The sequence below is a fragment of the Sporosarcina sp. G11-34 genome, assembly GCF_026931025.1.
Window position 1 is genome coordinate 247,184 of sequence record NZ_JAHNZW010000007.1, and the last position, 24,969, is coordinate 272,152.

Genomic DNA, 24,969 nt, shown 5'->3' on the forward strand with positions numbered 1-24,969 from the left:
GAGGAGGAAACACCTTTGGCACAAGTACAATATCTCGGCACTGGCCGTCGTAAAAGTTCAGTAGCTCGCGTACGTCTAGTTCCTGGTGATGGACAAATCATCATCAACAACCGTGACGTAGAAGACTACGTACCATTTGAAACATTGCGTGAAGTTATTAAGCAACCACTTGTTACTACAGAAACTCTAGGAAGCTACGATATCCTTGTAAACGTCCACGGTGGCGGATACACAGGACAAGCAGGCGCAATTCGCCACGGCGTTGCACGTGCACTATTAAACGTAGACCCTGATTTCCGTGCAGCACTTAAATCAGCAGGATTCTTAACACGTGATTCACGCATGAAAGAACGTAAAAAATACGGTCTTAAAGGCGCACGTCGTGCACCACAATTCTCAAAACGTTAATATCATTTATTACAGCCCTTTCTCGACATTGTCGGGGGAGGGTTTTTTATTATGAAAAGTAAGATAAAAGAACGCTGTCATAATGTTAGGGTTGTCTAATTGTCTCTAGAGACCTTTTTCTTTGAATACAAAACGAAATGAAGTCCACACTACGGCTGACTATATATTTTATAGTGAGGAGCAGTGAAAACGTGTCAATTAAGGAATTGATGGATTTCAACTTTTGGGAAATGATTATCCGAACAACGTTGGCTTTTGCAGCACTTCTAATACTAGCGAGGATTCTGGGAAAGAAACAATTGAGTCAGTTAACCTTTTTCCACTATATAACGGGTATAGCGTTTGGCTCGATTGCGGCAGAAATGGCGGGACAAACAGACGTCCCTTTTGTAGATGGGTTAATCGCTTTAATTTGGTGGGCTGTCCTAACGCTATTGATGAGTTATCTGTCACTAAAATCTGCTAAATTCCGAGTCATTGTTGATGATGAGCCGTCAATTATAATAAAAGACGGGGTTATTATGGAAAAGGCCATGAAAAAAATGCGTTTACATGTGGATGATTTGTTGATGTTGCTAAGGGAGCAGTCAATCTTCTCGATTCAAGACGTCCATTATGCAGTAATGGAAACGAACGGCGAACTAAGTGTCATGAAAAAAACTGCGCAACAAGGAGCTACGAAGCAAGATGTGCAGGCGCCTGTGACATTGCCAAAGTATATGCCTTCCGAAGTTATTTCTGATGGCAAGTTTGTACAGAAAAACTTAGTAGAACTAAAGATAACAGAAGAATGGGTCTTGAAGAAGTTACGGAAAAAAGGAATTGATTCCGTTGAGAAGGTGTTTTACGCACAAATCCAAACGGATGGTTCGTTGTTTACAGATTTGAAAAAAGAGGACAGTTGATTTTCTATTTCATGAGAAATTCGGTATGATAAATGCATAATGAAACGAGGGGGATTTATCATGAAAGAAATTACAACGACAGAAGTTCAAGAATTACTAAATAAGGGTGAACAGCTCAATTTGGTGGATGTTCGGGAAGCCGATGAAGTGGCGGAAGGGATTATTCCCGGTGCGATTCACATCCCTCTCGGTGACGTAGCGGCGCGTATTAGCGAGTTCGACAAGTCGAAAGCCTATGTTGTCATCTGTCGATCAGGTGGCCGTAGTGGGCGCGCAACAGAGTTCCTAACGGAAGAAGGGTATGACGCTACGAATATGGTAGGCGGAATGCTTGAGTGGGAAGGTCAAACTGAATAATAAAGTGTGAAAAGGAGCCCTGGATGGTTCCTTTTTTTATTTCAGCATGGATTTCACCAACGCTTCCCGACATAAATTCCTTAGCATTTGCGTATAGTTAAGGAAAAAGGCGGTGTCAGTATGAGGCGATGGATAATCATTGGAATTATATTTGCTTGTTCACTTGGAGTCGTCCTTTATGGTGCAAAAGCGTCAGAAAAGAAGTTTTTTATGCCTGCTGAGCTGGGGGGAGTCAAGATCGTTATTGATCCTGGACATGGTGGACTGGACGGAGGGGCTTCTTCGGGTGAAATTGTAGAACGTGACATTACCCTGAGTATTGGGCATAAGTTGGCAAAACGTCTTGAAAAGAAAGGTGCGACGGTTATTATGACGCGCGAGAAAGAAGGCGATGCACTCGCAGAACATGCACCGGCAGATAAGTTTGGTTCAACTCGTTCCCGAAAACTAGCCGATTTGAAACTGCGTGAAAGTATCGCAATCAATGAAAATCCGGATGTCTTTATTAGTGTGCATGTGAATTCAATACCCGAGGAAAGATGGCGTGGCGCACAAGTTTTTTATCACGAAGGCGGTCATCCGAACGGTGAATTTTTGGCAAAGGCCATTCAACAGTCTTTTATAGACACGTTACAAAATACGGAACGTGAAGCGATGGCGATAAGCGGCGTATATCTACTGAAGAAAGCACCAATGCCATCTGTCCTCGTTGAGACAGGTTTCTTGTCAAACGACGAAGAGCGCGCCCTTCTAACGGACTCGAAATACCAAGACAAACTGGCCGATGCAATTATGGATGGAATTATTGCATTTATGGAAGCGGAGGAGAAGTGAGAGCGTGTATAACCGATAGTCGTTATGCACTATGGTATACTTGGAGGGTAAACGACTAATCCTCCAAGGGGTGTTTAATTTGATAAATGAACAAACAGTTCGAGAGTTGGTAGGCCAGCTGAAAGACCCGTTTCTACATAAAACGCTTGCTGAAACAAATGGTATTTCAGAAGTTTCAATTAGGGAAGAGAAGAATCACGTAAGCGTTAAACTAGCGCTTGCCAAAATCAACACAGCAGAACAGCTACCGTTCCAAATGAAAGTTGTTGAAATTATAAAAGGTGCGGGCGCAGATTCGGTTGGGATTCGCTTTGAAGAATTACCAAAAGAAGTGCTTGAACAGTTCCGTGGCGATGTGACTGCATCAGAAGCTCAAGATCTTTTATCACCGATGAGCAATGTTGAATTTATTTCGATTGCATCGGGTAAAGGCGGCGTCGGTAAGTCGACGGTATCGGTTAACCTTGCTGTTGCGCTTGCTCGTCTTGGAAAGAAAGTCGGCTTAATCGATGCCGATATTTATGGTTTTAGTGTACCGGATATGATGGGTGTTACAGCTTTACCTGTCGTTAAAGAAAATCGAATTATTCCAGTGGAACGTTTCGGCGTAAAAGTAATTTCGATGGGCTTTTTCGTTGAAGACAATGCGCCTGTTGTATGGCGTGGTCCGATGCTTGGAAAAGCGCTAGATCAATTTTTCCGTGATGTCGAGTGGGGAGATCTTGATTACTTACTTCTTGACTTGCCACCGGGCACAGGGGACATCGCGCTTGATATTCACCAGATGATTCCTACTTCGAAAGAAATTATTGTAACGACTCCGCATCCTACAGCTGCATTCGTTGCTGCACGTGCGGGAGCAATGGCATTGCAAACAGAACATGCATTGCTTGGCGTTATTGAAAATATGTCTTGGTTCGAATCAAAACATTCAAGCGAACGTGAATTTGTATTCGGTCAAGGTGGCGGTGTCCGACTTGCCGAGGAACTTCGCACGGACTTGCTTGGTCAAATTCCACTTGGACAACCGGATTGGAATGAAGAGGACTTTGCGCCATCTGTTTACGCAGAGGATCATCCAATTGGACAAATTTACACGGATATTGCAAAAAACATTTCCAAAAAATTAAAAAAATAAGCGTGAAGTAAAAGCGAAGGAGGCTATTTGCCCCCTCCGTTTTTATTTTCTTCAGGTTTTTTTTCTTCTTTTTTACCACCAGATGAACTATCTTTTTCCGAAGCTTTATCCGCCGCCATAATGAGTTCTTGCCACTTTATTTGAAGTAATGGGCTATTAATCGTTTCTTCGACAACCTTTTCGAGATGTTCTTTCATATTTGCGGATTGCATCACGGTTTCCAATTGTTTTTGCATATCGGGTTGTCCAAAGAACTCCTCCATTTCTTTTTGGAACGAAGCATCATTCATCAGCTCTTTCATCACGTCTTGTTGTTGTCCTTTCATACTTTTAGCGATTGTTTCAGTGAACTTTGGATCTTCAAACGTCTTCTTCCAAAACTTCTCACCTTTTTCGGAGAGTAATGTTTCTTCAATCGATTTCTTTACTTCGGGATGTTCCAAAACGATAAGTTCACGAAATTCTGGGTCAGCAAGTGTTTGACGAAGCGCTTTTTTGCCGTCTTCTGTTTGTAATGCATCGGTCATCATTTTTTTCATTTCATCGTAGGACGGTTGGGTCTGTTGTGCGCTACAACCAACGAGTAGAAAGACAATAACAACGAGTTGAATAAGTTTATTTTTCACGGGATTCCATTCCCTTCGAGTAGCATTTTCATTTATTGTTCACATAATGGCGTATTATATGCATGAACCGATGAAAGGAAATAGATTTTCCAAGAAAATGTTGTTACACTATTGGGAGCAATGAAAAATGGAGGATTACAGTCGTGACCATACGAAATTGGGTTAAGTTCTTTTTTAATGGATTACTAATTGGAGGATTCGTTACAGCGGTTTTAGGATTAATTGTTCGCTGGGAATTCTTTTCAGAATATTTAGCAGCAGGAGAAATAGGGCAATTTACTTTAGCGCTTCTATGGATGGTTTTTCTTGGATTTACGATGAGTGTCGTTGCACAAATGGGCTTCTTTGCCTATTTGACGGTTCACCAATTTGGCGTCAACATGTTTAAATCACTGACGTTGTGGAATTGGGTACAACTTCTCATTATCGCAATTGTGTTATTCGATCTTATCTTTTTCAGGTTCCGTCTGACATCGGGGGAGACAGGGCGAACGCTCTTGTACTTAGGGCTTCTTGCGGCACTTGTACTTACGGCGTCTGTCACTGCTTATTTCAAAGCAAAATGGACGAAAAAACATACACTAATTTCGGCATTATTTTTCATGATTGTCATTACAACGCTTGAATGGTTACCAGCACTTATGGTGCGCTCAGGTAATATTGACACATGGGTAACGATTCTTTTATTCCCACTACTTGCGGTGAATGCGTATCAGTTATTGGCACTTCCAAAATACAATACAATGTCAGACAAAGACAAAGCCAGACTTGACGAACGTAAAAAAGCCCGCAGAAAAGCGGATAAAAACACTGCTTCGGCAAAATAAAACCAGCACAGTAGCCGTTACTTTGGCCGACTGTGCTGGTTTTTTCATTTAGGAATTTTCTTCGTCTTCACAGATAATCCAAAGATGACATCCTCGACTGAATGGAAATCGCGGCTTTCAAACAGTTTGTTTAGTTCGATTAAAGATACGCGGTCATCACGCTGATGTGAAACAGAGATGATTTCTCCCTCAGTCATTGGGGGAATATGACCACCTTGCCATTTAAATGAAGAACTAAGTGCGTTCACTTCGACTTCCACTAGCAGACTGCGTAAGAAAAAAGGGAATACCTCATCCGCAGTTCTAAACCAAAGAGGTTTCATGGAAAAAAAGTCTTCGTATTGTTCTAGCTGGTTAAGAAGGATTGTTGCATCTTTCTCGTATGCGGTTCCTTCATTTCCTAGAAGTCCAGTTGGTATATTTTTTTCGTTAATGAGTCGGATAATCTCGGGATAACGACCCGCCCAATCCATATCAATAAAAAGAAAAGGGTAAGGTTTTTCAAGCTCTTGAATCCATTGCCCAATTTCTTCGTTGCCAAATGAAATATTGACAGTAAGAGCAGATCCGTACGTACCGTGTGTGATGGTGATAGGTTTGTCGGTTAGACGAAAGACGGAAGTGAGCGGTGTATTTTTGGGCGACGGGGGAAATAATACAATAAGTCCAAAGCACATAAGAAAAATAATGAATAATTTTTTACGCATATGTTGTCCCCCTTAGTTACAATCTATATATACTTTATGTTGTAGGGTTGACAGATATGATAAAAGTGTGTTATTGTATAAAAGTTGCTGTCGGGGAATATAGGTAGCGCATTAAAAAGATTTACTTAGTGAAATGTATGTTGGGCTTGAAATAATTATTTTAATTGGTATAATGAATTGTGTCATGAATTCCTACTTGCAACAAAATAAGATTATTCCGCAGTAGCTCAGTGGTAGAGCAATCGGCTGTTAACCGATCGGTCGTAGGTTCGAATCCTACCTGCGGAGCCATATGCTTCCATAGCTCAGTAGGTAGAGTGCTTCCATGGTAAGGAAGAGGTCGTCGGTTCGATTCCGGCTGGAAGCTCCAGAGAAACTTCTCGTTAAAGGTTGGAGAAGCAAGTAGAACAACGAAGCAGAATTTTAACTAAGGCCCCTTGGTCAAGCGGTTAAGACACCGCCCTTTCACGGCGGTATCACGGGTTCGAATCCCGTAGGGGTCATTAGAACTTTTTCAATACGAAGTATTGAAAAGAGTTTACCTTGAATGCACAGCATTCAAAAATATCTTTCCATGATGCATAGCATGTCCAAAAAAGTTACATAATGTATAAAGACTATTTTATCTTGGTGGGGTAGCGAAGTGGCTAAACGCGGCGGACTGTAAATCCGCTCCCTCTGGGTTCGGCAGTTCGAATCTGCCCCCCACCATTAAAGCTTTTGCAGAATGCTTTGCATTCGAAAATAGCTATCCAATCTATCCACGCATGTGAAACATGCCTAAAGAACTTTTTTGAAATTTTGCAACAGGCACTTATGTTGCATAAATCCAGTGTGAACTTATGAAAAGCAGTCACTATTCATTTCTATTAGTGGGGTATAGCCAAGCGGTAAGGCATCGGACTTTGACTCCGTCATCGTTGGTTCGAATCCAGCTACCCCAGTCAATTTCAACAAGTTTCTTAATACTTAAAATAAGAACAAAAAACCTTTCTTATTAAAATAGAAAGGTTTTTTTGTATGCATTTATAATCGGGTAGCACAACGAATAATTATTCACCTTTGTGTTGGGTTGAGCCAATGACTACTCAGGACTTACAATAGAAGTAATGACTTTTAGGAGGTAGTATAACGTGAATAAGGAAACGATTTCAATAATTGGTGTACCGCTAGATCTCGGACAAAGTCGCCGCGGGGTTAACATGGGACCGAGTGCAATTCGTTATGCAGGTGCTGTGGCTAGACTCGAAGCAATTGGTCATGAAGTGATAGATGAAGGCGATATCGATGTCGATGTTACAGAACTTGTTGAAGATAACAATTCAGGGCTTAAAAATTTAGATGAAGTGATTAAAGCGAATAAGAGGCTTGCGCAAAAGGTTGAAGAAGTTGTGGATAGTGGGAATTTCCCACTCGTTCTTGGCGGAGACCATAGTATTGCAATTGGAACACTTGCAGGACTTGCGAAAAAGTATAATAATCTTGGGGTTATTTGGTATGACGCACATGCAGATATGAATACTGCGGAAACGTCACCATCGGGAAATATTCATGGGATGCCGCTTGCTGTTAGTATGGGGCTTGGACATAGCAGCCTTGTTAACTTACATAGTGAAGGGCAGAAAGTTAAACCCGAAAACATTGTAATCATTGGTGCGCGCTCTGTTGATCCAGGCGAACGCCTATTGATTAAGGAAAAAGGGGTTAAAGTATTTTCGATGCACGAAATCGATCGATACGGTATGTCGGCTGTTATGGATGAGGCACTTGCTTATTTACGTTCAAAAGAAGTGGATGGCGTTCACTTATCGCTTGATTTAGATGGACTAGATCCTTTATATACACCGGGTGTTGGAACTCCTGTACCAGGTGGAATTAGTTATAGGGAAAGTCATCTCGCAATGGAAATGTTGGATGCCGCGGGAGTTATTACTTCAGTTGAATTTGTTGAAGTGAATCCAATTCTTGACGAAAAAAACAAAACGGCAGACGTCGCAGTCGGTCTAATGGGTTCGTTGTTTGGAGAAACGCTCATATAATTTGTATACGTTGAAATGAGGCATGTTAGAAGAAATTCTTTATTTCAACCGACATATTACTAAAAGGGTTCATTCATATAAATGGGATGAATCTTTTTTGCATAAACTAATCCGTCTAGTTTAGGAATATTGTGGAAATGGTCTCCGTTTTCTGATAAACTGTATAAATTGAACTTATGAATAAGACACCTAGTTGAGTGTAGTAAAAGCAGCGACTCCAGCGGGAAAAGCAAGGCAAAGATGGGGAGAGAAAGTTCACTCTCTCTCTTTGTCCAGGCGAGACCCCGTGGAAAGCGTCCGCTTGGAACGAACATCAACGGCTCGGTAAAGCGATTATCATTGGACTTATTCAGGTTAGAATCTGTAATTCAACGTAGATAATAAAATATAATGCGAAAAAATGAAACTTGTTGATGCCTTCATTCGTATAGAAGGAACAGCCGCACGGAGCGGAGGGGAAAATGCGATGGATGACTTGGTGAATAAACGAATAAATGAAGTATTGAAAGGGAATCAAGATGCCTTCGAGGAAATTGTGACCTTATTTCAGCATCGACTTTATCATGTTTGCTACCGGATGCTTAGCAATGCACAGGAAGCAGAAGATATTGCACAAGAGGCTTTTGTTCGGGCATATATTAACATTCACACGTTTGATCAAAAGCGAAAGTTTTCAACATGGCTGTTCCGAATTGCCACGAACTTATGCATTGACCGAATTCGGAAGAAAAAACCGGATTATTATCTCGATGCAAACGTGCCTGGTACAGAAGGGTTAGATATGTACTCGCAAATAGCCGCGGATGGTGATCTTCCCGAAGAGGAAGTAGAACGAATGGAGACACAAAAAAGAATTCAATATGAAATTAGTAAACTTCCCGATAAATATCGTTCAGTCATCATTTTGCGGTATATCGAAGAACTACCGCTGCAAGAAATTGGTGACATTTTGGAATTGCCATTAGGGACCGTAAAGACCCGGGTCCATCGAGGCCGAGCTGCTCTTCGAAAACAGATGGGTAATTTGTAGGAGGGAAACGATATGAATACGTGTCCGGAAAAAATCATTGACTATATGCACTCGTATTTAGACGGTGACATAAGTCTCGATGAAGAACGTCAATTGAATGAGCATCTGGATACATGCACGAATTGTAAAGAACTGATGGATGAGTTAAGCGAGCCGATTTCATTTATTCAAAATGCCAACTTAATACAGGCGCCGAGTGGTTTTGTAGATGGCGTTATGGTTCGTCTACCAAAAGAGAAGCCACGGGCTGGTTTCCAACGCTGGTTACGAGGCCACCCACTATTAGCCGCCGCTGTAATGTTTTTAGTACTGATGAGTGCATCTATGTTTTCAAGCTTTGGAAACGATCAGAACTTTTCAGTGACCAAACAGCCAAACTTAATTATTGAAGGGGAAACGGTTCTCGTTCCTAAAGGGGAAATCGTAAAAGGAGATATCGTTGTCAAAAATGGAAACCTTCGAATTGAAGGGGAAGTTGAAGGCAATGTGACGGTTATTAAAGGATCTAAATATATGGCATCAACAGGAGTTGTCACGGGCTCAAGTGAAGAAATTGTAAAAGCATTCGATTGGCTTTGGTATAAAATAAAAACAGCAGCTAAAGAAATTATACCATCATCAAAAAATAAGGACGGCGATGAGTGAATGAAGCGACTTTGTCCGCCAAAAGCGGACAAGGACGCTTTTTTCGTTGTTCCTAAAGAGGAGAAATCGATTCAATTATGATATACTATAAAAATAGAAAACCGTGAATGAAGGTAGGTGAAGCACATGCCGTTTGTAGATAAATTAATTGAATCTAGCCCTGTTACTTCCATTTTCATAAATATCGTGGATGTGCTTCTTGTTTGGCTCGTTATTTATCAATTGATTAAGATTATAAAAGGTACAAAAGCAGTCCAATTATTAAAAGGCATATTTGTCATTGTGATTGCCCGTATTTTGACAGAGACATTTCACCTCGATACGCTTGGGGCAATGATGGACCAAGTGATCAAATGGGGTTTCTTGGCGATTATTATTATTTTCCAACCGGAATTGCGTAGAGCTCTCGAACAATTAGGTCGGGGTCGTTTGTTTGCCCGAACGATGATGCAAGAAGAAGAACAAAGAGACAAGCTTATTGACGCACTGTCCAAATCTGTTAGTTATATGGCTAAGCGGCGTATAGGTGCACTTATTTCAATAGAAAAAGAAACGGGTTTAAGTGAATATATAGAAACGGGCATCCCGTTGAATGCGGAAGTGACTACTGAATTACTTATTAATATATTCATACCAAACGCACCTCTTCATGACGGGGCAGTTATTATTCAGCGTAACAAAATTGCTGCTGCAGGTTGTTACTTACCGCTTTCGGAAAGTCCTTTTATTTCGAAAGAGCTTGGAACTCGGCACAGGGCTGCTCTTGGCTTAAGTGAAGTGACCGATGCAATTACAGTTATCGTGTCCGAAGAAACAGGAGCGGTTAGTATTGCTTCCGATGGTGATTTAAACAGGGATATGAGCATGGAGGAATTTGAAGTCCGCTTGAAAAAAGTATGGTTCGGTTCAACACCTGAGAAACCGGAGACCTTCAAGTGGAAGTGGGGGGGAAGAAAAAATGGATAAGTTAATGGATAGCCCATGGTTTCTCCGTCTTACTGCCCTAGTCCTTGCTGTTATTCTTTTCGTTTCAATCCAAGGGGAAGAAGGAAAAATTAACGGGAAATCACCGGGTGACCAGATTGACATGATCGCTGATATTCCGGTTAAAGTTTATTATGACAATGAAAACCTAATTGTTACCGGGGTTCCTGAAACGGTCCAAATGACGATTGAAGGCCCGGCAAATATCGTAGAAACAACAAAGTTATTAAAAGACTTTACATTGTTTGTAGATTTAAATGAGTTAACAATGGGTGAACACCGCGTTGAAATACAACATGAAAATATATCCGACAAACTAAAGGTCAAGTTTGAGCCGGAAACGATTGATATTTTGATTGAAGAAAAGATTACACAAACGTTTCGTGTAGACCCCGAGTTAAATGACCGATTACTTAAGGAAAACTTCTACATTACAAATATGGAAGTTGAACCTAAAGTCATCGAGGTGACGGGTGCTAAAAGTGTTGTGGAAGCAATCAGCTTTGTAAAGGCAACTGTTACGGGCGAGGAAGGTATCAATAAATCATTCGAACAAAAAGCTAGGGTACGTGTATTGGATAAAGACTTAAATAAATTGAACGTCGTTATTTCTCCTGAGGAAGTAACCGTCAAAGTCGGAGTTTCCGAATACCATAAAGAAGTACCTATTACATTGAGAAAAATCGGGGATCCACCTCCGGGCGTCGATGTCGGTTCGCTTACGGCGGCGGAGAAGATTGTTACGTTATATGGACCACGTAAAGTGTTAGATGAAATCGGGGAATTGATCGTTGACGTAGACGTTTCAAAAGTGAAGGAACTAGGAACCGTAGATGTGGAATTGAAAATGCCGATAGGTGTTTCCTCGATGTCTCTGGAAAAGGTGAAGGTGAAAATAGAAGGAACTGTATCGGAAACGGAGACTGAGCCAGATATAGATGTAGACGAAGACACAAGCCCGGCCCCCGATAGTGAAGACGATATAGCTTCAACTGATGTCCCCAAACCAACAATAGAGACAAAAACGTTTGACGATATTCAAATAGCTGTAAAAGGTTTAGATACGGAGTTTACTAGTATGTTTCTAAAACCAGTCAACGGGGCACTTACACTGAAGGCGACAGCAGATAGTAAGATAATCGAAAAACTAGAAAAAACCGACTTTGTTGTTTATGTAAATGCAGCTGAAATTGCGCAAGAAGGTGAGCAAGTTTTTTCAGTTTCGGTTGAAGGCCCAGAAGAAGTAAGCTGGGAACTCACGGAAGATAAAGTGACTATAAAGATTGAACTCGCCTGATGATGTTCGTTGAATGCACAGGATTGAAAAGGAGAATGGAAATGAAAAAATATTTCGGTACAGATGGTATTCGTGGAGTGGCAAATAAGGAATTGACACCCGAGCTTGCTTTTAAATTAGGTAGAGTCGGTGGGCATGTGTTGACGAAAGCAACAGAAGGTAAGTCACAAGTGCTTGTCGGACGGGATACCCGTATCTCGGGTCATATGCTTGAAAGTGCGCTCATAGCTGGTCTTTTATCGACTGGGGTAGAAGTGATGACACTTGGGGTTATTAGTACGCCAGGAGTTTCTTATTTGACGCGAGTCATGAACGCGGATGCCGGTGTGATGATTTCCGCTTCGCATAACCCTGTCGCAGACAACGGCATTAAGTTTTTTGGAGCAGACGGATTTAAATTAACCGACGAACAAGAAAAAGAAATTGAAGCGTTGTTGAATGAATCCGAAGATATACTCCCACGTCCAACAGGAGCCGGCGTAGGTTCAATCATGGAATACTTTGAAGGCGGTCATAAATATATTCAGTTCTTGAAACAGACAGTCGATGAGGACTTCACGGGCGTACATGTGGCAATTGACTGTGCACATGGTGCGACATCGACATTGGCGACCCATGTATTCGCAGATCTGGACGCAGATATATCTACAATGGGCGCATCACCAAATGGCCTTAACATTAACGAAGGTGTCGGTTCAACGCATCCTGAAAAGCTGGCAGCTCTTGTTGTAGAAAAAGAAGCTCATATCGGCCTTGCATTTGACGGCGATGGAGATCGTCTGATCGCTGTCGATGAGAACGGGAAAATTGTGGACGGTGACCAAATTATGTTCATTATCGGACGTTATTTAAAATCAGAAGGCCGCTTAAAGTCTGATACAATCGTATCGACAATTATGAGTAATCTCGGATTTTACAAGGCGCTTGCTGAGCATGGCATGACGAGTATGAAAACGGCTGTTGGCGATAAATACGTCGTTGAAGAAATGAGAAAAGGCAATTATAATCTCGGTGGAGAACAATCGGGTCATATTATTTTCCTCGACTATAATACGACAGGTGACGGTTTGTTGACTGGACTTCAACTTGTCAATATCATGAAGGCGACAGGGCGTACACTTTCTGACTTAGCTAGTGAAATGAAAGTTTTCCCGCAAAAACTAATTAATGTGCGTGTCACAGATAAAAATGCAGTAACTGCAAATGAACGTGTCGCAGCTATCATTGCAGAAGTAGAAAAGGAAATGGGAGGCGACGGCCGTGTGCTTGTTCGTCCATCTGGAACCGAACCGCTTGTGCGCGTTATGGTTGAAGCATCTACAGAAGAAGCGTGTGCGCGTTACGTTGAACAAATTGTTGACGTTGTTCAAGCTGAGATGGGTCTCGAGTAAAGTACAGCGTTTCTAAATCAAAAAAGGGTATCCGTAAGTTAGTGAAATTCACTAATTGGGATACCCTTTTTATGTTCATCATAAACACCGTAAACGTCAAATGTAGTCGTGGAATCGAAACTACCGAAATCGACTATCAATGTCTTTTCTGGAATTTATTTCGAATGACTATGGCAGTAGTGTTTAGGATCAATAATGCTACAAGTAATACGATGATTGTCGCAGCTGCTAAGTTCGCATATTCCGCGGTAAGTGAGGAATCGAGCGTCCAGTAATAGATTTGCATCGGAAGCACTGTGAATTTGTCGAAAATGCCTCCTGGAAATGGCATGAGTAACGCGGGAATTCCAATGACAACTAATGGCGCGGTCTCTCCAATTGCACGTGAAAGCGATAAAATAGCACCTGTCAATATTCCGGGTAGTGCTACAGGTAGAATGATATGTTTAATCGTTTGCCACTTCGTTGAGCCCATTCCGTAAGATGCTTCGCTTAAAGGGTTCGGTACGGCGCGAATCGCCTCTTGACTTGCTACAATGACGATCGGAAGGATGAGGAGCGACATTGTCAGTCCACCCGCCAAAACAATATTTCCGAAGTTCATAGCCCTAGCAAAAACAGTTAATCCTAAAATTCCATAGACAATTGATGGAACCCCTGCCAAGTTTGCGATATTTGTTTGAATGAACGCTTGCAGACGTCCTTTTTTTGCATACAGTTCCAAATAGATTGCCGTTCCAACGCCCAAAAACATGGTGACAGGAGCAACGACGAGCATGAGCCAAAACGTACCGAGAATCGCTCCCATAATGCCTGCACGTTCGGGTCGTGTAGACAATTTCCCTGTGAGGAAGTCGATATTGATCCAACCAACCCCTTGGGACACAACACGATAGATCAAGATTGAAAGTACAACAAGACCAAAAAGAGTGGCAAGAAGAAAAATGTATTTGGATATGGTATTCAATAGCAACCGTAAATTCATTCTTCTTGTGACGGTTCGCTCATTCACTTGTTGCATAATTAGTATTCCTCCCTAAATTTACGAGAAACGTATCTAGCTAGTACATTCATGATTAGTGTGAAAATGAATAGTGTCATAGCAACTGCATAAAGGCTGTAGTAGATTGTTGAGCCGGCAGGTGCATCTCCACCAGTCACTTCAACAATGTAAGCCGTCATCGTTTGCATCGATTGGGTAATGTCGAAGGTGAAATTTTTAGTGCTTCCGCTTGCGATAGTAACAATCATCGTTTCACCAATTGCACGTGAAATACCGAGTACAAAAGAAGCGATGATTCCGGATAAGGCGGCAGGAATTACAACTTTTTTGGTCACTTCCAACTTTGTCGAACCAAGCGCTAATGCCCCTTCACGCATGGAGTTTGGTACAGCACTCATGGCATCTTCTGACAGCGATGCAATCATCGGAATGATCATGACACCCATGACGATTCCAGGACTTAGAATATTTGTCGCTTGAATCCCGGGGATCAATTCCCGTAATAGCGGTGTAACAAAGGTGAATGCGAAAAAGCCATAGACGATTGTTGGTATGCCTGCGAGTAATTCGAGAAGTGGTTTAAAAATCTTTCTTACTCTGTCAGATGCGTATTCACTCAAATAGATTGCGGACATCAAACCAATCGGAACAGCTACTAGCATAGCGATGAGTGATGATGTGATTGTCCCCATGATGAGCGGGAGTACACCGAATTCAGGTGTCTGGCTCAGCGGTTTCAAAACGGTTCCAGTGAAAAAGTCAGCTATGGGAACACGCTTGAAAAACTCAATTGTTTCGGACAATAGGGTGTAAATGATGCCAGCGGTTGTCAAAATGGATACAGCGGCAATTGAAAAAAGAAAGAAGGGAATCGCTTTTTCAAAGAGCTCTTTGATGTTTTTTGATTGCCTTTTTTGTTCGATTAACTCCCTTACGCCAGGCTCTGTCTTAATGGACATTGTACGGAGCACTCCTTTTATCTAAAATAAGATACAAAAGGATGAGGGCTACAAAAAGCGCTCATCCTCCGATTTTGCAAAGCCGTTATTTTTTCAATCCGTTCAAGAACTCGATATTCTCTTTCGCTTCGTCTTCAGGAATAGGTGCGAATCCTGTTTCACCCGCGAATGTGTTCACATTGTTCATTGCGTAAATGGCATAATCGAGTACTTGTGGTTTCTCTTTTGCAAGGCCTACGTTCAAATAAGTGAAGACAGGGCGTGTGAAGTCTGCATAGTCACCGTCTTCTGCAATCGTATCGAGTGACGGTTCGACTGCACCTTTACCAAAGTCTACGTTTACAGCTTCCAGTTTGTCTTTGTTGTTGACGTAGTAACCGAATCCGAAGAACGCAATGCCATTTTTGTCTTCAGATACCAAGCTAACTAATGTTGAATAGTCTTGCTGAAGGTTGACGCTGTCGACTAGGTCTTGTTTATCAAGCACGTTTTCATAGAAGAATTCGTATGTTCCATGGTTTTCGTTTGGACCCATTGGTTTAATTGCTTCATCCGGCCAAGCGGGGTTAATGTCTGACCATTTTTCAATACCGCTATCTGCTTTAAAAATATTAATGAGTTGTTCGGGTGTCATTTCTTTCGCCCAGTCATTGTCTTTATTAATAACGAATGTTAACCCGTCTAATGCTACTTTTAATTCTTTCACTTCAATGCCAAGTGTATGTGCTTCAGCTGTTTCTTCGTCTTTGATTTGGCGGGAAGCATCGTTAAAGTCTGTCCCGTCTTTCACTAAGAACTTCTTGAAACCAGCGCTCGTCCCGGCACGGCTTACTTCGACCGAAACGTTTTCTTGTTCATTGGTCATATATTCTTCAGCAACTCTTGCCATTAACGGATAAACAGTTCCAGACCCATCAATAACTACGCTGCCTTCTAAGGCTGTTTCCTCGTCCTTTTCTTTCGGAGTTCCCTCATCTTTAGGTTGTGCATTTGCTCCACATGCTGCCACCATAGCGGCAAGTGCTGCGATTACTAGGAATAAAAGATACTTTTTAAAATTCATTTGAATTGTCCTCCCTTAAAATAGTTTCTATTTTTAATCGAAAAATATTCGCTTTCAAATGTAAGTATAAACACCGAATGTAAAGGGCGTATGAATATCCTGTAAAGGTTTTGTAAATTAACCGAAGCGACCGTTAATATAGTCATTCGTCAGTTGGTCGGTTGGGTTGTTGAAAATGGTGTTTGTACGATCGCACTCAATAATTTCTCCATTTAGGAAAAATGCAGTACGATCTGAAATTCTGGCTGCTTGTTGCATATTGTGTGTCACGATTGCAATTGTGACGTCGTTCTTAATGGAGTCAATTAGCTCTTCCACTTTATGCGTTGATACGGGGTCAAGCGCCGATGTCGGTTCATCCATTAAAATCACTTCGGGATCCACGGCAAGACAACGAGCGATGCAAAGTCGTTGCTGTTGACCACCAGAAAGGCTATATGCACTTTTGTGAAGTCGGTCTTTTACTTCGTCCCAAAGTGCCGCTTTTCTCAAGCTTTCTTCGACAATTTGATCGAGCAGCGTTTTGTTTCGAATGCCATGTATTTTGAGACCGAATGCGACGTTTTCATAAATCGATTTCGGGAATGGATTTGGTTTTTGAAATACCATTCCTACTTTGGAGCGAAGCATTTCAACGGGCATCGACTTACCGAGTATATTGTCCCCTTTGAATGTAACGTTGCCGGAAATATTTACGTCCGGTACCATTTCGACCATTCGGTTAAGTGTTTTTAGATAAGTTGATTTTCCACAGCCAGAAGGACCGATGATTGCGGTAACTTCTTTTTCGTTAATGGAAAGATCGATATTTTTTAACGCATGGGATGTTCCGTACCAAAGGTTCAAGCCATTCGTTTCGTAGACGGGTTTTTTCCAATTTGTATTTTCCATTACGCGAAATGGTAAGCTCTCTTTACGTTCTTTTGTTAATGTCAATGGGAATCCTCCAATCGGTGTTTGGATTACTTTTAAACTGTGTAACTGATTCCTATTGTAAGGGACGATTGTTGAGGGAATATTAAGGCCGTGTAAAGGTTTTGTAAATTCAGACGGGTTGTTCTTGTGGAGCAATAAAAAAGCCTTGCTGATTTACTAATCAGCAAGGCTCACTTGGTCGTTCATTCGAAAATATAATGTAATGCTTTAATGGCTTGGTCAACGGTTTCGACGGTAGCGTGTGCTTTACGAGATAGTTCTTTTAGTGCATGATGATGTTCTTCTTGGCGAATAAGGATGAGCGGTTTGCCGAAAGCGATGGCGGCACTTGCGTCCATTGCAGTGTTCCACTGTTTGTATTTTTCACCAAAAAGGGCAATGACAAGATCGGACTTTTTTAATAAAACTTCGGTCCGTAAATTATTAAAGTTGGATGCTGCGGCATCTTTAAAAATAGTATCGGGTTGTTTGCCTAAAATTTCTTCTCCGATATTGTCTGATCGATCATGGTTTTCCATAGGTCCGACAAAATCGATGGGCAAATTAAGTGCAGCAACTTTCTGTTTAATTTCATCGCGCCATGAACTATGAATTTCTCCAGCAAGGTAAACGGTTAATTTCATGTGGGTTCCCTCCATTCAGTAATAAACTAATTATAGCATTTATTGTAAGAAGGTTTAGAATAAGAGTATAGACAGGGGGAATTGACATGAAGACGATTTGGCATAACGGGATAATCTATACGATGGAACACGAAGGGGACCAAGTTGAAGCGCTGCTAACGGAAGATGGAATGATTACCGCAACGGGGACATTTGAGGAGTTGCGTAAAGTCGCAAATCATGAAGTCAATTTAAACGGGGCAGTTCTCTATCCAGGTTTTGTCGATAGTCATATGCATATGATCGGGCATGGAGAAAAGTTACTAAGCCTCGATTTGTCAAAAGCGACCTCTGCGGATGAAATGATGGACATGTTACTTGGTGGATATAAAGGATTAGGAGCAGATGAGTGGTTCATTGGTGAAGGGTGGAATGAAAACAACTTTTCAGATAAAAAAATTCTTACCCTTCAGGAATTGGATAAGGTGACCGATTCGCCAATGATTTTGAAACGAACATGTAGACATGCGTTGCTTGCAAATTCAAAAGCTCTTGAACTAGCGGGCATTACGAAAGATACAAAAGATCCAGTGGATGGTGTTATTGTACGGGATGAACATGGTGAACCAACGGGCTATCTTCATGAAGGCGCGCAAGATCTCGTACTTGCGCTCATTCCAGAACCGACAGAAGAAATGCTGACACGCGCCTTGCAGAAATCGGTCGATGATTTGCTTTCCCTTGGATTGACGGGTGCGGTAACGGATGATCTCGGTTATTACGGTCATTACCGAAATCCATTGCAAGCATTTAAAAATGTTATTGGTGAGAGAAATAAATTCCGTGCCCATCTATTGCGTAGGTCCTCGGTATTTGCGCAGTTAATGGAAGAAGAAGCGACGTATCACGAACCGTGGATTGAGCCGGGCGGTATGAAATTCTTTCTAGACGGCGCATTGGGAGGACAAACCGCATTACTAAGCAAACCTTATTCGGATGCACCCGAAACCTCGGGTGTGGCAGTTCATACGGATGAAGAAATTGGTGAACTCGTAGCTCTTGCGCGAACACACGGTGAAGCGATTGCGGTTCATGTGATTGGGGATGCTGCATTGGAGAAGGCGCTCGATGCGATTGAAAAGAACCCCGTACCAGCAGGGAAAAAAGATCGGTTAATCCATGTCAATGTCTTGCGTGACGACCTTGTCGACCGGATGGAAAAGTTACCGGTAATTCTTGATCTACAACCGATATTTGTCTCCTCGGATTTCCCGTGGGCTATGGATCGTTTAGGAGAAGACCGTCTTGATTGGGCATACGCATGGAAAAGCTTGCTTGACCGCGGATTTATATGCGGTGGGGGTTCAGATGCACCGGTTGAGGAGGCGGATCCTTTACTAGGTATTTACGCGGCGACGACGCGGCGCAAGCCAGGTGAAACACATGAAGGCTATTTACCGGATGAAAAACTTAGTCGCTTTGAAGCAGTCGGCCTGTTTACGACGGGAAGTGCGGCGACTCTCGGGAAAGAAGATGTTCGTGGCAAGCTTTCAATCGGATATGACGCGGATTTCACTGTGCTCGACCGAGATTTATTTACAGTTGAAGATGGAGAAATCATAGATGCTAAAGTGGTCATGACGGTTATTGCAGGGGATGTCATGTACAAAGGATGAACGACATAAGTTGAATACAGGTTCTTAGTTCATATACAATTGGTATAGGTAAGTTGTCTCGGTATGTAAATTGCGAACCGGCTATAGCCCGTTATGGTAAACTAGAAACACTCTATACTAAGGGGATGAATTGGTGCATGACGAATAGTTGGCATGAACGATTTTCCACTGAGGAATATATTTATGGGAAAGAACCGAATGGATTTGTCGTGGAAGCGGCAAAAATGTTACCAAAAGGAAACGTACTTTGCATTGCAGAAGGCGAAGGCCGTAATTCAGTCTATTTAGCTTCACTTGGGTTCGACGTGACCGCGTGGGATTATGCGCCGGCAGGATTGGAGAAAACCCAACGGTTGGCGGATGAAAAAGGGGTCAAGGTAAAGACCGAACTTCGGGACTTAGCAGAAGTGACATGGGAAGCGGAGCAGTGGGATGCAATCGTCCATATCTTTGGCCACCTTCCAGCAGAAGTTATGGAACGGACCTTTTCGGGAATAAAGAAAGCATTGAAACCAGGTGGGTATTATGTAAGTGAACTGTATACGAAAGAACAACTCCGCTATGGAACAGGTGGACCGCGTGACGAAGCGATGCTTAGTGATCCGAAACAGATACTTACAGACTTCGATGCGTATTTCATTAAACATTTCCATATTGGCGAAGTGAATTGTGAAGAAGGTCAACTTCATACGGGTACCGCACATGTTGTACAATGTATGTTTCAAAAAAGAAAAGAGGCATGAAAAATGGACGGCAAGAATCGTGAAAATGTAAAACCAGGCTTGAAAGTTGCGGTCATCTTGAAGAAAGACCAACGCTCCGGTGTGAAGACGGAAGGGGTCGTTAAAGACTTATTAACGAACTCGAAGTTTCACCCGCACGGTATTAAAGTACGCTTAGAAGACGGACAAGTTGGACGCGTTTGCGAAATATTGGAATAAGAAAAGGCCCTTTGGGGTCTTTTTTTGTTGGAAATATTGGACGAAGGGTGCCCATTATCAAAAATACTTTAATAAAAGTAACAAGCCCTTACGTTATCCGATATACTAGTTAATAGATAATTAAAACTACTAGGGAACTGTTATGAAAAGACGTATACAATTGGAGGAAGTCAAAGTGAAACTGACGGCGATGTTGGGAATCGAATTCCCGATTATTCAAGCCCCTATGGCGGGGGTGACAACACCTGAGTTTGTGGCAGCATCTGCGGAAGCAGGTATTCTTGGATCGATTGGTGCAGGCTATTTATCAGTGGAAGATACACGGACGTTCATTCGAAAAGTAATGGTGCTAACGGAGCGACCATTTGCGGTGAATTTGTTTGTTCCGGAACAAGTTGAAGTGAACCAAAAGGCTTTAAGGAGGGCCTATGAAGCACTTCAGCCGATTGGAAGAGAAATTGGGATACCTTTTTGGAATGCGCCATTATCCGAACCAGATTTTGATGGACAAGTTCGTTTGTTGATTGAAGAAGGCGTGAAAGTGTGTTCATTCACATTCGGACTTCCAGATGAATTGACCATCCGGACATTGAAAGAAAATGGTCTGTTTCTCATCGGGACCGCGACAACAGTAGAAGAAGCGGTACTTGCTGAAAAAGCGGGAATGGATGCGGTTGTTGCACAAGGAAGTGAAGCGGGCGGGCACCGGGGTTCTTTTTCTGGGGACTTAACATTCATTCCACTCAATGAACTACTTTCAGAAGTGGTCCCATCGGTTGAAATCCCGGTTATCGCAGCGGGCGGCATTGCGAATAAAGAAATGAAGGAACAAGCAAGATCTGCCGGTGCACAAGCTGTACAAATCGGGACCGCGCTTCTTGCGACAGATGAAAGCGGCGCGCATTCATTGTACAAACGGGCAGTTTTGGAAGCGGGAGAAGGATGCACAGTGTTAACAAGGGCTTTCTCCGGAAAAACGGCACGTGGGATTTGCAATCGGTTCATAAAGGAAATGAAAGACGCGGAAATTGCGCCTTACCCCTATCAAAATGATCTTACAAAAGAAATTAGAAAAGAAGCCGCGAAGCGTGGGAAAAGTGAATTTATGTCGCTATGGGCGGGTGAAAAAGTTTCCATGAGTACAGATGGTAAACTTAAAGAGGTTATTGGACGGTTTATATAAGAACTTACTAACTATATTGATGAAAAACGGCGGTGGATAAAATACGAAAATATATTGGCGAAATAGGGCTTCTCATCACTGCAATTATATGGGGTAGTGGATTCGTTGCAAGTGCAGTATCCTTGGAGTATTACACGCCTTATCAGATTTTGGCTGGAAGATTTTTAATTGGTATTCTCATTTTGACCATTGTGTTTCATAAAAGATTGAAGAAAGTAAAAAAACGTACAATGATTTCGGGGGCCATCTTAGGAATCATCCTTTACATAGCTTTTGCCCTTCAAACAGTAGGGCTTCAATATACAACGCCTTCGAAAAATGCCTTCTTAACCGCGGTCAATGTCGTGATCGTTCCATTTATAGGATTTGTAATCTATAAAAAGAAAATCGATCTCTTCGAACTGATTGGGGCCGTTATGGCAATCACTGGAGTTGCGGTTCTATCGCTAAAACTGTCTTCTGAAATTAATATAGGAGATTTGCTTACGTTATGCTGTGCATTTGCATTTGCGTTCCATATTTTCTACACATCAAAGTTTGTGAAAGATGAAGATCCCGTTCTGATCACAGTCATTCAAATGATGACAGCGACGGTCATTGGATTAATTGTCGTAGTATTGAAAGGTGAAACTTCTTTTTCAGTAGAAGCGGCCGGATTGATGCCACTTATTTACTTGGGAGTATTTTCTACAACACTTGCATTTTTACTGCAAACAGTTGCCCAGAAATATATTACGGAAACAAAGGCCGCCATTATTTTATCGACAGAATCGTTTTGGGGCATGGCATTTTCAATCGTCATTTTAAGTGAAATCCTAACATTTAAAATGACGATCGGTGCCGTCCTTATACTAAGTGCAATCGTTGTTTCTGAAACGAAGGTCGGTTTTTTACGAAAGAATAAGATTAAGGAACTAATCTAAAAGGGCCTTCTACTGTTTTAGACAATAAAATAAGCTAAAACCGCAAGACAGACAGATGTTATTGTCATCGCTATAAGCGGTTTTAATGCCCGTGTTCGTAAATCTTGTAAACTTACATTAAGACCAAGTCCAACCATCGCGGCAGTTAACAACCACGCTGTAAGGATAGAAACACCGTTCATCACTCCGTCAGATACTGGAATTGAATGGCCAAATACATAACTTCCTAAAATACTTAATAGAATAAATCCGAGTAAGAACACTCGCCCTAATTTTGCAAGCAAGGAAATTGCCATGGATAAAGATGGCGAAATAATGGATATGTACAGAGTCCTGGCATTTCCGACGACGTATATCTTTAGTACAGACGAAAAAATGATGAAAGTGCTCGTGGATAATATAGTTTGGATAGAAGTGGGAAAGTGTTATGTTGAACGTGGATGTCTAGAAGGCTATTGTTCATCGTTTCTAGCTGTTATAAATCGCTTAGGGACTAAGATCAGTTGTCACTTGAATAAGCGAGACAATGTTACAATGTAGTAAGAAATTAAAGAATGGAGGCGGTTTTGATGAAAATCGCATTATTTGGAGCAACAGGCCGTGTGGGCGGGGAAGTACTGAAACTGGCGCTTGCAGCCGGGCATGAAGTAACTGCGCTCGTTCGTTCACCGGAGAAGTTGACGTCACATGGTCAATTAACAATCATTCAAGGAGATGTATGCGACGCTAAAGCGGTTGCGCGGGCTATATCCCAAGCAGACGTTGTGTTCAGTGCACTTGGCACGGACAAGACAAACACACTGACTGAAGCGGTGCCGCATATGATTCGAGCAATGGAAGAAACAGGTGTCAGTCGAATTGTTACAATTGGCACAGCTGGCATTTTGCAAAGTCGAACGGAATCCGAAAAGTTGCGCTACGAAGCGGGGGATTCGAATCGACGATTGACGTTTGCGGCGGAAGAACACCATAAAGTATATGACATGCTTCATCAATCTGGACTTGATTGGACAATTGTTTGTCCTACGTATTTACCTGACGGTGCCGCGGTAGGTGATTACAGAACGGAACGTGATTTATTGCCGGAAGAAGGGAAACAAATATCTGTCGGTGACACAGCCAACTTCGCTTATGATGAATTAATGGAAGGTTATAATACGGGATTTCGTGTAGGTATTTCCTATTAACCAAAAGAGAGGATGTTGATCCTCTCTTTTTTTCTGCTTAACTTAAGATGTCATTGTTGAATAAATAAGTTTTGGAAATGCCGTAATCGATATGGTTGCGGCATTTTTAGATTGGAGAAAAGGATATAGGATATTGATGGCTAGAGTGGACATACCATGCAAAAGGGATGACATTCTTACGGAAAGAGCTGACATTCCGGGTGAAAGAGTGGAGATCTCCGGCTAGAGTGGATATTCCGTGCAAAAGGGATGACATTCTTACGGAAAGGGCTGACATTTTGGGTGAAAGAGTGGACATCCCCGGATGGAGTGGACATTCGGTGCAAAAGAGCTGACATTCTGACGGAAAGGGATGACATTCCGGGTGAAAGAGTGGACATCCCCGGATGGAGTGGACATTCGGTGCAAAAGAGATGAGATTCTGACGGAAAGAGCTGACATTCTGGGTGAAAGAGTGGACATCCCCGGATGGAGTGGAGAATCGCTCTTAAGAACCAATTCGTACCTTTTTTCTTTGTTGACTCTCACGTTACGTCATACTTTATAGTTAGTAATTGAAGGGAGGACGGAAGCGATGAAAGTAAAAGAAGTATCGAAGTTAACTGGTGTGAGTGTGCGCACGCTCCACCATTATGATGCCATCGGATTACTTGCACCGGATCAGACGACAGAGGCGGGATACCGGCTTTATTCCGACGACAATTTAGCGACATTGCAGCAAATATTGTTCTTTCGCGAACTCGGCTTCTCTTTGCAAAAAATCAAGGAACTACTCGACAGTCCTTCATTTGACAGGCAAGAAGCGTTTGAAATGCAACGAAACATGCTCATAGAAAAGCGAAAGCAACTAGACAGCATGATTCAAACGATTGAGAAAACAATTCAACATGGAAAGGGAGAATACTTAATGACAAACGAAGAGAAGTTTAAAGGCTTCGACTTTAGCCAGAATCCTTATGAGGAAGAAGCAAGAGGCCGGTGGGGTGACAAAGCAGTGGATGAATCAAATAAGAAAGCCGCGCAGTTTGGACCGGCATTCGGAGAGGAAATGAACCGCATTTACTTTAAACTTGCGAAGATTCGTCATCTGGATCCAAAATCAGCCGAAGCACAAGCAGGAATTGAAGAATGGTTCAACTTTCTAAATAAAATAGGCACCTACTCACTAGAAGCTTTCGCTGGACTTGGACAAATGTATGTAGATGACGAACGATTTACGAAGAATATCGATCAATTTGGCGAAGGGCTTTCGGTGTTTATGCGGGATGCGATGGGGATTTATGCGAGGAAATAAAAATGTCGGCATGG

At 42.1% G+C, this 24,969-nt stretch carries 26 protein-coding genes, 5 tRNA genes and 1 pseudogene; 24 read left to right on the top strand and 8 right to left on the bottom strand.

From position 1 onward, the window contains the following. Nucleotides 1-15: 15 nt before the first annotated feature. The 5 genes from rpsI (at nt 16) to KSU66_RS12380 (ending at nt 3,642) form a co-directional block, all read left to right on the top strand. Nucleotides 16-408 carry a 30S ribosomal protein S9 gene (gene rpsI / locus KSU66_RS12360; protein ID WP_269051761.1) on the top strand — a complete coding sequence of 131 codons (393 nt, stop codon included), beginning with the start codon at nt 16-18 and terminating at the stop codon, nt 406-408. A 197-nt stretch (nt 409-605) separates the two neighbouring features. Then, nucleotides 606-1,313 (top strand): YetF domain-containing protein, encoded by a 708-nt coding sequence (locus tag KSU66_RS12365; protein WP_443028972.1) that lies wholly within the window; start codon nt 606-608, stop codon nt 1,311-1,313. A gap of 60 nt (nt 1,314-1,373) precedes the next feature. Then, nucleotides 1,374-1,670 (top strand): rhodanese-like domain-containing protein, encoded by a 297-nt coding sequence (locus KSU66_RS12370; protein ID WP_269051762.1) that lies wholly within the window; start codon nt 1,374-1,376, stop codon nt 1,668-1,670. A gap of 120 nt (nt 1,671-1,790) precedes the next feature. Then, nucleotides 1,791-2,504, top strand: a complete 714-nt coding sequence (locus KSU66_RS12375) for an N-acetylmuramoyl-L-alanine amidase (protein WP_269051763.1) — start codon at nt 1,791-1,793, stop codon at nt 2,502-2,504. A gap of 79 nt (nt 2,505-2,583) precedes the next feature. Further along, the gene (locus tag KSU66_RS12380; protein WP_269051764.1) at nt 2,584-3,642 is read left to right on the top strand and encodes an Mrp/NBP35 family ATP-binding protein; all 1,059 of its coding nucleotides are present in this window, start codon (nt 2,584-2,586) and stop codon (nt 3,640-3,642) included. A 23-nt stretch (nt 3,643-3,665) separates the two neighbouring features. On the opposite strand, the gene gerD is transcribed toward KSU66_RS12380, so the two are convergent. Continuing rightward, on the bottom strand, nt 3,666-4,268 hold the full coding sequence (gene gerD, locus KSU66_RS12385; RefSeq protein ID WP_269051765.1) for a spore germination lipoprotein GerD: 603 nt from the start codon (nt 4,266-4,268) through the stop codon (nt 3,666-3,668). Between the two features lie 143 nt (nt 4,269-4,411). Here gerD and KSU66_RS12390 point away from each other — a divergent pair, with 143 nt between their 5' ends. Further along, the gene (locus KSU66_RS12390) at nt 4,412-5,095 is read left to right on the top strand and encodes a KinB-signaling pathway activation protein (protein WP_269051766.1); all 684 of its coding nucleotides are present in this window, start codon (nt 4,412-4,414) and stop codon (nt 5,093-5,095) included. A 44-nt stretch (nt 5,096-5,139) separates the two neighbouring features. Here the strand turns inward: KSU66_RS12390 and KSU66_RS12395 are convergent, their stop codons facing one another. Continuing rightward, nucleotides 5,140-5,802: a hypothetical protein gene (locus tag KSU66_RS12395; RefSeq protein ID WP_269051767.1), complete on the bottom strand. Its 663-nt coding sequence runs from the start codon at nt 5,800-5,802 to the stop codon at nt 5,140-5,142. A 216-nt stretch (nt 5,803-6,018) separates the two neighbouring features. Here KSU66_RS12395 and KSU66_RS12400 point away from each other — a divergent pair. From KSU66_RS12400 to glmM, 11 genes are all read left to right on the top strand, one after another. Further along, a tRNA-Asn gene (locus tag KSU66_RS12400) sits at nt 6,019-6,093 on the top strand. Nucleotides 6,094-6,096: 3 nt separating this feature from the next. Further along, nucleotides 6,097-6,172: transfer RNA gene (locus tag KSU66_RS12405), tRNA-Thr, on the top strand. A gap of 61 nt (nt 6,173-6,233) precedes the next feature. Continuing rightward, nucleotides 6,234-6,305, top strand: a tRNA-Glu gene (locus tag KSU66_RS12410). Between the two features lie 126 nt (nt 6,306-6,431). Continuing rightward, nucleotides 6,432-6,513, top strand: a tRNA-Tyr gene (locus tag KSU66_RS12415). Nucleotides 6,514-6,675: 162 nt separating this feature from the next. Continuing rightward, nucleotides 6,676-6,746, top strand: a tRNA-Gln gene (locus KSU66_RS12420). Between the two features lie 189 nt (nt 6,747-6,935). Next, a complete protein-coding gene (gene rocF / locus KSU66_RS12425; RefSeq protein ID WP_269051768.1) occupies nt 6,936-7,841 on the top strand; it encodes an arginase in 906 nt (301 codons plus the stop codon). A 466-nt stretch (nt 7,842-8,307) separates the two neighbouring features. Continuing rightward, on the top strand, nt 8,308-8,871 hold the full coding sequence (sigW, locus tag KSU66_RS12430) for an RNA polymerase sigma factor SigW (RefSeq protein ID WP_269051824.1): 564 nt from the start codon (nt 8,308-8,310) through the stop codon (nt 8,869-8,871). A 12-nt stretch (nt 8,872-8,883) separates the two neighbouring features. Beyond that, nucleotides 8,884-9,516: an anti-sigma factor family protein gene (locus KSU66_RS12435; RefSeq protein WP_269051769.1), complete on the top strand. Its 633-nt coding sequence runs from the start codon at nt 8,884-8,886 to the stop codon at nt 9,514-9,516. Between the two features lie 126 nt (nt 9,517-9,642). After that, nucleotides 9,643-10,482 (top strand): diadenylate cyclase CdaA, encoded by an 840-nt coding sequence (cdaA, locus tag KSU66_RS12440; RefSeq protein WP_269051770.1) that lies wholly within the window; start codon nt 9,643-9,645, stop codon nt 10,480-10,482. Further along, nucleotides 10,475-11,797 carry a CdaR family protein gene (locus KSU66_RS12445; RefSeq protein ID WP_269051771.1) on the top strand — a complete coding sequence of 441 codons (1,323 nt, stop codon included), beginning with the start codon at nt 10,475-10,477 and terminating at the stop codon, nt 11,795-11,797. Before cdaA ends, KSU66_RS12445 begins: the two co-directional genes overlap by 8 nt. A 41-nt stretch (nt 11,798-11,838) precedes the next feature. Beyond that, nucleotides 11,839-13,188 (top strand): phosphoglucosamine mutase, encoded by a 1,350-nt coding sequence (gene glmM / locus KSU66_RS12450; protein WP_269051772.1) that lies wholly within the window; start codon nt 11,839-11,841, stop codon nt 13,186-13,188. A 136-nt stretch (nt 13,189-13,324) separates the two neighbouring features. Here glmM and pstA read toward each other — a convergent pair whose 3' ends face one another. From pstA to KSU66_RS12475, 5 genes are all read right to left on the bottom strand, one after another. Then, nucleotides 13,325-14,209 carry a phosphate ABC transporter permease PstA gene (pstA, locus tag KSU66_RS12455; protein WP_269051773.1) on the bottom strand — a complete coding sequence of 295 codons (885 nt, stop codon included), beginning with the start codon at nt 14,207-14,209 and terminating at the stop codon, nt 13,325-13,327. 2 nt (nt 14,210-14,211) lie between these two features. Beyond that, nucleotides 14,212-15,150: a phosphate ABC transporter permease subunit PstC gene (gene pstC, locus KSU66_RS12460; protein WP_269051774.1), complete on the bottom strand. Its 939-nt coding sequence runs from the start codon at nt 15,148-15,150 to the stop codon at nt 14,212-14,214. An 85-nt stretch (nt 15,151-15,235) separates the two neighbouring features. Further along, entirely contained in the window at nt 15,236-16,213 is a 978-nt protein-coding gene (locus KSU66_RS12465; protein ID WP_269051775.1) for a PstS family phosphate ABC transporter substrate-binding protein, read from the bottom strand. Between the two features lie 117 nt (nt 16,214-16,330). After that, a complete protein-coding gene (gene pstB, locus KSU66_RS12470; RefSeq protein ID WP_269051825.1) occupies nt 16,331-17,104 on the bottom strand; it encodes a phosphate ABC transporter ATP-binding protein PstB in 774 nt (257 codons plus the stop codon). 227 nt (nt 17,105-17,331) lie between these two features. Continuing rightward, a complete protein-coding gene (locus KSU66_RS12475) occupies nt 17,332-17,772 on the bottom strand; it encodes a YtoQ family protein (RefSeq protein WP_269051776.1) in 441 nt (146 codons plus the stop codon). Between the two features lie 86 nt (nt 17,773-17,858). Between KSU66_RS12475 and KSU66_RS12480 the strand changes: the two genes are divergently transcribed. From KSU66_RS12480 to KSU66_RS12500, 5 genes are all read left to right on the top strand, one after another. Then, nucleotides 17,859-19,427, top strand: a complete 1,569-nt coding sequence (locus tag KSU66_RS12480) for an amidohydrolase (RefSeq protein ID WP_269051777.1) — start codon at nt 17,859-17,861, stop codon at nt 19,425-19,427. A 137-nt stretch (nt 19,428-19,564) separates the two neighbouring features. Then, entirely contained in the window at nt 19,565-20,170 is a 606-nt protein-coding gene (locus tag KSU66_RS12485) for a class I SAM-dependent methyltransferase (protein ID WP_269051778.1), read from the top strand. Between the two features lie 3 nt (nt 20,171-20,173). Next, entirely contained in the window at nt 20,174-20,368 is a 195-nt protein-coding gene (locus KSU66_RS12490; protein WP_269051779.1) for a YwbE family protein, read from the top strand. Nucleotides 20,369-20,510: 142 nt separating this feature from the next. Beyond that, nucleotides 20,511-21,551, top strand: coding sequence for an NAD(P)H-dependent flavin oxidoreductase (locus KSU66_RS12495; RefSeq protein ID WP_269051780.1), 1,041 nt, complete (start codon nt 20,511-20,513; stop codon nt 21,549-21,551). A gap of 41 nt (nt 21,552-21,592) precedes the next feature. Beyond that, nucleotides 21,593-22,474, top strand: a complete 882-nt coding sequence (locus KSU66_RS12500; RefSeq protein ID WP_269051826.1) for a DMT family transporter — start codon at nt 21,593-21,595, stop codon at nt 22,472-22,474. A 17-nt stretch (nt 22,475-22,491) separates the two neighbouring features. Here KSU66_RS12500 and KSU66_RS12505 read toward each other — a convergent pair. Continuing rightward, nucleotides 22,492-22,773: pseudogene (locus KSU66_RS12505) on the bottom strand (putative sulfate exporter family transporter); the annotation flags it as partial. Nucleotides 22,774-23,043: 270 nt separating this feature from the next. Between KSU66_RS12505 and KSU66_RS12510 the strand changes: the two are divergent. Together KSU66_RS12510 and KSU66_RS12515 are read left to right on the top strand one after the other, a co-directional pair. Continuing rightward, on the top strand, nt 23,044-23,661 hold the full coding sequence (locus KSU66_RS12510) for an NAD(P)-dependent oxidoreductase (RefSeq protein ID WP_269051781.1): 618 nt from the start codon (nt 23,044-23,046) through the stop codon (nt 23,659-23,661). A 574-nt stretch (nt 23,662-24,235) separates the two neighbouring features. Then, complete coding sequence (locus tag KSU66_RS12515; protein WP_269051782.1) at nt 24,236-24,955, top strand: MerR family transcriptional regulator; 720 nt, start codon at nt 24,236-24,238, stop codon at nt 24,953-24,955. The last annotated feature ends 14 nt before the right edge of the window (nt 24,956-24,969 follow it).

Bases quoted from the DNA above. Each gene is read 5' to 3' on its own strand.
- KSU66_RS12370 (WP_269051762.1), top strand. From the start codon at position 1,374: ATGAAAGAAATTACAACGACAGAAGTTCAAGAATTACTAAATAAGGGT.
- KSU66_RS12375 (WP_269051763.1), top strand. From the start codon at position 1,791: ATGAGGCGATGGATAATCATTGGAATTATATTTGCTTGTTCACTTGGA.
- KSU66_RS12395 (WP_269051767.1), bottom strand. From the start codon at position 5,802: ATGCGTAAAAAATTATTCATTATTTTTCTTATGTGCTTTGGACTTATT.
- sigW (WP_269051824.1), top strand. From the start codon at position 8,308: ATGGATGACTTGGTGAATAAACGAATAAATGAAGTATTGAAAGGGAAT.
- KSU66_RS12435 (WP_269051769.1), top strand. From the start codon at position 8,884: ATGAATACGTGTCCGGAAAAAATCATTGACTATATGCACTCGTATTTA.
- cdaA (WP_269051770.1), top strand. From the start codon at position 9,643: ATGCCGTTTGTAGATAAATTAATTGAATCTAGCCCTGTTACTTCCATT.
- KSU66_RS12445 (WP_269051771.1), top strand. From the start codon at position 10,475: ATGGATAAGTTAATGGATAGCCCATGGTTTCTCCGTCTTACTGCCCTA.
- glmM (WP_269051772.1), top strand. From the start codon at position 11,839: ATGAAAAAATATTTCGGTACAGATGGTATTCGTGGAGTGGCAAATAAG.
- pstA (WP_269051773.1), bottom strand. From the start codon at position 14,209: ATGCAACAAGTGAATGAGCGAACCGTCACAAGAAGAATGAATTTACGG.
- pstC (WP_269051774.1), bottom strand. From the start codon at position 15,150: ATGTCCATTAAGACAGAGCCTGGCGTAAGGGAGTTAATCGAACAAAAA.
- KSU66_RS12465 (WP_269051775.1), bottom strand. From the start codon at position 16,213: ATGAATTTTAAAAAGTATCTTTTATTCCTAGTAATCGCAGCACTTGCC.
- pstB (WP_269051825.1), bottom strand. From the start codon at position 17,104: ATGGAAAATACAAATTGGAAAAAACCCGTCTACGAAACGAATGGCTTG.
- KSU66_RS12475 (WP_269051776.1), bottom strand. From the start codon at position 17,772: ATGAAATTAACCGTTTACCTTGCTGGAGAAATTCATAGTTCATGGCGC.
- KSU66_RS12480 (WP_269051777.1), top strand. From the start codon at position 17,859: ATGAAGACGATTTGGCATAACGGGATAATCTATACGATGGAACACGAA.
- KSU66_RS12485 (WP_269051778.1), top strand. From the start codon at position 19,565: ATGACGAATAGTTGGCATGAACGATTTTCCACTGAGGAATATATTTAT.
- KSU66_RS12490 (WP_269051779.1), top strand. From the start codon at position 20,174: ATGGACGGCAAGAATCGTGAAAATGTAAAACCAGGCTTGAAAGTTGCG.
- KSU66_RS12495 (WP_269051780.1), top strand. From the start codon at position 20,511: ATGAAAAGACGTATACAATTGGAGGAAGTCAAAGTGAAACTGACGGCG.
- KSU66_RS12510 (WP_269051781.1), top strand. From the start codon at position 23,044: ATGAAAATCGCATTATTTGGAGCAACAGGCCGTGTGGGCGGGGAAGTA.
- KSU66_RS12515 (WP_269051782.1), top strand. From the start codon at position 24,236: ATGAAAGTAAAAGAAGTATCGAAGTTAACTGGTGTGAGTGTGCGCACG.